This is a genomic window from Streptomyces sp. SID3343, from assembly GCF_009865215.1.
GTDB lineage: Bacteria > Actinomycetota > Actinomycetes > Streptomycetales > Streptomycetaceae > Embleya.
Genome location: NZ_WWJX01000999.1, coordinates 1 through 5,824, shown reverse-complemented (window position 1 = coordinate 5,824; position 5,824 = coordinate 1). Strand labels below are relative to the sequence as shown.

Below are 5,824 nucleotides of genomic sequence, written 5' to 3'. Positions count from 1 at the left end.
TGGTCGCCGCCGCCGCGGTACGGGCCGGGCAGGGGCAGCAGGTCGCGGTGGTGGGTCAGGTCGTGGTCGATGAAGGCGATCTCGCCGGTGGTGGTGATCAGGATGTTGCCGGGGTGGATGTCGCCGTGTCGCCATCCGGCCCGGTGCCATCGGTCCAGCAGTGCGAACGCCCCGTCGGCGACGTCGCGAAGTCGGGGTGCGACGTCGTGCGGGGCGCCGGGTTCGGCGGACGATGGCGAGGCAATCGAGGTGCGGCTGGGCAAATGGGCCGGCGAAGAGCGCACCGCCGCCGTCGATTTTCTGGGGCCGGGCAAGGTCGTCGGCGTGCGGACCGCCGGCGCGGCCTCCGCCCCCGGGTCGGGTACGTGTGTCGAGCAACAACACCGTGCTCGTCCTGCCCAAGCTGTACCCCACATTCGCCAACGGCGTGATGGTCGACGAGATCGGCGTCCCCGGCGACTACCGCGCCCCGTCGACGGTTGGGACCGAGTGCCACCGTCGACGTGCCGCCCGAAACGGCGCGCGTTGTCGAACCTTTGCCGAACAAGCACTTGTCGTCTGCGATACAGCTGACTAAGTTTCAGAAACTAAGTCTGCCAAGGGAAGCGAAGCACCAACGGTGAAGCGAATGGGCGGCACACACATCGACGCGACCGCGAGCAGGCCGCCTGGCCTGGTGTCCGGCGGACACCGTGCGGAGAACATGCGTCGCGGTAACGCGTCCGCCACTCTTCGCGCGATTTTGGCCCACGGCCCCGTGTCCCGTGCGGAGATAGCCCGACAGACCGGGCTCTCCGCGCCCTGCGTCACCAAACTCACCGGCAGTCTGATCGCGGCAGGGCTCGTGCGCGACCTCGCTCCCCAGGCTCCGACCGACCTGGGCCGCCCACGAATTCCCGTCCGGATCGACGCCCGCGGCCCAGTCGTCCTCGGTCTCCACTTCGGCCTGCTCCGCACCACGCTCGGCCTCGTCGGCCTCGATGGCCGAGTGCACGCGCAAACCGCACTCACCCACACCGGGCGCACCCCTCGAGAACTGGTCGACCAAGCCGCCGCGGGCGCGGCGGCCTTCCTGGCCCGGCACGCGGCCGACCGTCGCCTTCTGGGCAGCAGCGCGAGCATCGGTGGTTGGGTCGACAGCACCGAAGGCGTCGTCGTCGCACACCGCCCGCTCGCCTGGACCGACGTGCCGCTTCGCGCGATGCTCTCCGATCGGCTCCCCGGACCGTTTCGCTTGGAACAGCACACGCGGGCCACCGCGCAAGCCGAACTCTGGTACGGGGCGGGTCGCGAAGCCGACGACCTCGTGCTGGTCTTCGTCGGCAACGTCGTCGACGCCGCCGTCGTCATCGACCGAGTCATCCACCGCGGGCCGAACTCGGCCGCCGGACGCATAGCGCACCTGCGCGTCGACGCCGTCTCGCACGTGCGCTGCGCTTGCGGACGTACCGGCTGTTTGGAACAGGTCGCGAGCGACGCCGCCGTTCTCGCCGCCGCCGCGGACGCCGGGCTCGCCGCCGACGACCTCGACGCACTCGTCGCCTTGGCCGACGCGGGCGACGAGACCGCCGACGGCCTGCTGCGCACGCGAGCGCGTCTCGTCGGCCGAGCTGTGGGCACCGTGATCGACGTCGTCAACCCGGAACGCGTCGTCCTCGCGGGGTCCGTGGTCACCGAGGGCGCGTATATGGATGTTCTGCGTGCCGAGGCCGAGTCCATGGTCTATCAAGGACGTGGAGTGGGGAGCCGCGTTCAGGCCACCACTCTCGGCGTCGGCGCGCTTGTCGTATCCGCCGCGGCGCCGCTCCTCGCCGATGTGCTGTGTGACCCGTTCGCGTACGTCGAGGACGTCGCATGAGCACGTCGACGACGCGTCATCCCACGTCATCCCCGTCACAGGGCGGCCCGACCCGCGGGGCCGCGCGACCTCGACCCTCTTGGCGTCGTCCTGCGAGGCTCGCACGTGACTGACCTGACGCTCTATCACTGCGCCGTCTCCGAGCGGACCAGCTGGCTCGTCCTGCGCCTCCGCACGTCCGACAGGCTCACCGCCTACGGCGAATGCTCCGACGCCGGCCCGCTTGCCGACGTCGTCGCCGCACTCGACGAATGGACCCCGTTCTTCCAGGCCGAAGACGTCGTCGGCGACTTCGCCCGGGATCGCGACGCCCACCGGGTTCGCGACCTCTTATCCGAAGGCGGACCGCTTCGCGAGCACTCCACCGCCGTAAGACAAAGGGCCGGGGCCCGCTCCGGCTTTCTCCACACGACCGTGTGGGGCGGCATCGAGCAGGCGCTGTGCGACCTCGCCGCCCGCGCCGCCGGCGTGCCGTTGTGGAAATGGCTCGGCGGCACCCGTCCCGAACCGCTCCCGCTCTACGCCAACATCAATCGCGCCCCCGGCGGCCGCGAGCCGCGCGACGTCGCCGCCACGGCCGGCCAAGCGGTGGCGGCCGGGTTCGGCGGCGTGAAACTCGCTCCGTTCGATACGCCGGGCGATCGCCCACTGCCCGACCTGGGCCTGAGCCGGGTCCGGGCCGTCCGTCAGGCCGTCGGCGCCGGCCCCGGCCTGATGGTCGACTGCCATGAACGTGTCGTGCTCGACGAACTACTCCCCGTCCTGGACGACCTGCTCGCGCTACGACTCGACTGGCTTGAGGACGCCGTCGGCATCGAGCACGTGGACGAGCTGCGCAGGTTGCGTAGATACACCGGCGAAGTCCCGCTCGCCGGCGGCGAGTTCGCCACCGATCGGGGTCAGATCGAGGCCGTCGCCGACCTTCTCGACGTGGTCATGCCCGACGTCAAGCACGCCGGTGGTGTCCACGCCGCGCTGGCCCTCGCGCACGCCGCCCTCGAGGTCGGCGCGTCCGTATCCCTGCACAACCCGAGCGGTCCGATCGCCACGGCCTTCGGCGCGCACGTCGCCGCCGTCGTCCCCGGTGTCCTGGAGTACGCGTTCGGCGAAGTTCCCTGGCGTGGTGACGTCCTGACGAACGGTGAGCCCGTTCGGCACGGTCACTACATCGTTCCGGACGGCCCCGGCATCGGCTTGGACCTGGACACCACCCACTCCTCGGTCACCCCCGTATGGTCCGTCAGCCTCCAGGAGCCCAGATGAGCGTCCTTGCGACACAAGGGATATCCCGCCGCACCATGCTTGGCACCCTTGGACTCGGTGCTTCGTCCCTGGCTCTCGCCGGCTGTCGATCGGCCTTACACGAAGCATCGGGCAAGGGAACGGGTAAAGGCGGCCCCGCCGCCGGCGGAATCCTCAGGATCGCGCAGAGTTCCGACATCCAGCCCGCGACGGTCTTCAGCCACAACAACCCGAATATGACGATCTGTCGCACCGTCTTCAACACACTCATCGAATACGACCACAAGACGCTGCAACCTCTCCCGGGGCTCGCCGAATCGTGGGAACTCAAGGGCGACACCTTGACCTTCCGGCTCCGCCCCGGCGTCACTTACCACTCGGGTCGTCCCCTCGACGCCCGAGATGTGGTCTTCGCGATCACGAACCTGCACAAGGACAACGTCTCCTCACAACTCAAGCACGTCGCCAAGGCGATCGCCGACATCGACAGCGACGGCCTCGACGTCCGGCTCAAGCTCGCCCGTCCGATGAGCAACGTCTTCGACCTGTTCGAGATTCTCGTCATCCCCGACCGCGAGTCGATCGCCGAACTCGCCAAAGGCAGCCGGATCATCGGCACCGGGCCCTTCCGTGTCGCCTCGTACTCGCCCGGAGCCGGCCTGAAACTCCGCCGCAACGAGAAGTACTTCAAGCCGAGCCGGCCCTACCTCGACGGCGTCGACATCACCATCGTCAGTCAGTCGCAATCCATGTTGTCGTCGATGCGCTCCGGGCAAACCCACCTGGTCCTCGACATCGCGCCCCTGGACGCCGTCGGGGTCACCAACGACCGCAGGTTCAAGGTCGTCGCCGCCGACCCCTACGACTCGGCCTTCTACGTCGCGTCCAACGTCTCGGTGAAGCCACTCGACGACAAGCGTGTGCGTCAGGCCATCGCATGGGGTATCGACCGCCAACGCATCCTCGACCAGGTCCTCGGTGGCATCGGCACCACGTCGTCGCTGCCGTGGTCACCCACCTCGCCCGCCTACGACGCGGCCAGGGCTCGGCACTATACGTACAACCCGGAACGGGCCAAGGAGTTGATCAGCGAGGCCGGTGCCAAGGGCGCACGACTGGACATCGTGTACAACGCGGGCCTGGGCGCCAACGCGCGCATCGCGGAGATCGTCCAGTACAACCTGAGCCAAGCCGGAATCGACGCCCGCGCGGTCCCGCTCCAGGCCGCCGACTTCCAAGGCCGACTCACCGGCGGAAAACTCCCCGGCCTGTTCGTCAACGGCCACGGGTTCGGACAACTGACGCCGGCCACTCTCGTCAAAGGCGCCTTTCCGTTCAACGCGGACAAGAACGCGTCGAACTTCGTCAGCCCGGAATACCAGTCCATCGCCAACGCCTTGTGGAGCGCCGCCGATCCGGCCGCCACGAAGGCGGCGTCGGACCGCGTCAACGACTTCCTGCTCGATCAGCAGTTCGTCACCGACCTGGTCACCAGCGCCCACACATTCACCGTCACCAAACGACTTCGGGGCCTCGCCTACTCGATGTTTGACTACCTGAACCTCGACGACGCATATCTGGATTAGGCGAGCCCCGGCACGCAGGCCGTGCGCGAGCCTCGCGCCCAGGCTGCTCACGCCCACCCTCACGTTTTCGACCCGAAGACTCGGACCGAACGGACCGAACGGACCGACCATGCTTTCGTATTCCTTACGGCGCGTCCCCTCAGCCCTGCTCGTCCTGCTCGTCGCCTCGATGCTCGTCTTTGCCGTGCTGCGACTGGCCCCAGGCGACCCCGCGGTCGTGCTCGCGGGGCCCGACCCCACACCGCAGGCGGTCGAGGCCGTCCGCGCCCAACTCGGCCTCGACGACTCGCTCGCCTCGCAATACTTCCACTGGCTCGGCGGACTGCTCACCGGCGACCTCGGCGACTCGTACATTCTCGGCGCACCCATCGCCACACTGATCGGCTCGGGCCTCGGCGCCACCCTGGAACTGACTCTCGCCGCGCTCGTCCTGGCCATCCTCATCGGCGGCACCCTCGGGCTTGCCCTCGGCGCGGGCCGGCGTCGCACCGTACGCACCGGCGCAGGCGCTGTCACCGGGCTCGCGTTCGCCGTTCCGCCGTACGTCAGCGGTGTCCTGCTCGTCCTGCTGTTCTCCCTCGCCTGGCCGATCCTGCCGGCGGCCGGACGCGTCGCCTTCCTCGACGATCCGGAGATCGCCGCGCAATACCTGCTCATGCCCGCCCTGTGTCTCGCCCTGCCCGCGGCGGCGGTCATCGCCCGTTTCCTCGCGGCCTCCATCCGCCGTGTCCAGGACGAGGATTTCGTCCAGACGGGCATCGCCAAAGGCATCAGTGCGCAACGCCTCCTCTTTCGCCACGTGTTGCCCAACGCGCTCCCGCCCGTCATCACCGCCCTCGGCATCCAAATCGGCCAACTCCTGGGCGGAGCCATCGTCGTCGAGGCGATCTTCGCGTGGCCGGGCATCGGCCAACTCCTGCTCAACGCGGTCCTGGGCCGTGACTACCTGCTCGTCCAGGATCTGCTGCTCCTCGCGGTCGCGGTGTCCGTCGTCCTCCAGACCGTGACCGACCTCGCCCACGCCGCGATCGACCCGCGGCTACGACCGGAGACACGATGACCGCCACCCCCACGGCGACCAGCACCCCTTCCACTACCACTACCACCGCCACCGCCACCGCCACCGCCACCGCCACCG

The 5,824-nt window shown here is 68.9% G+C and carries 5 protein-coding genes; 4 read left to right on the top strand and 1 reads right to left on the bottom strand.

The genetic code is table 11. The annotated features are described in order from the left end of the window. On the bottom strand, window positions 1-263 hold a 263-nt coding region (locus GT354_RS54730; protein WP_237535658.1), incomplete at its 3' end, for a phosphotransferase. A 365-nt stretch (window positions 264-628) separates the two neighbouring features. On the opposite strand from GT354_RS54730, the gene GT354_RS31430 reads away from it, so the two are divergent. The 4 genes from GT354_RS31430 (at window position 629) to GT354_RS31415 (ending at window position 5,746) form a co-directional block, all read left to right on the top strand. Next, a complete protein-coding gene (locus GT354_RS31430) occupies window positions 629-1,858 on the top strand; it encodes an ROK family transcriptional regulator (protein ID WP_161359772.1) in 1,230 nt (409 codons plus the stop codon). Between the two features lie 105 nt (window positions 1,859-1,963). Beyond that, window positions 1,964-3,121, top strand: a complete 1,158-nt coding sequence (locus GT354_RS31425) for an enolase C-terminal domain-like protein (RefSeq protein ID WP_161359771.1) — start codon at window positions 1,964-1,966, stop codon at window positions 3,119-3,121. A gap of 215 nt (window positions 3,122-3,336) precedes the next feature. After that, complete coding sequence (locus GT354_RS31420) at window positions 3,337-4,686, top strand: ABC transporter substrate-binding protein (protein WP_161359770.1); 1,350 nt, start codon at window positions 3,337-3,339, stop codon at window positions 4,684-4,686. 109 nt (window positions 4,687-4,795) lie between these two features. Beyond that, window positions 4,796-5,746 carry an ABC transporter permease gene (locus tag GT354_RS31415; protein ID WP_161359769.1) on the top strand — a complete coding sequence of 317 codons (951 nt, stop codon included), beginning with the start codon at window positions 4,796-4,798 and terminating at the stop codon, window positions 5,744-5,746. Window positions 5,747-5,824 lie beyond the last annotated feature (78 nt).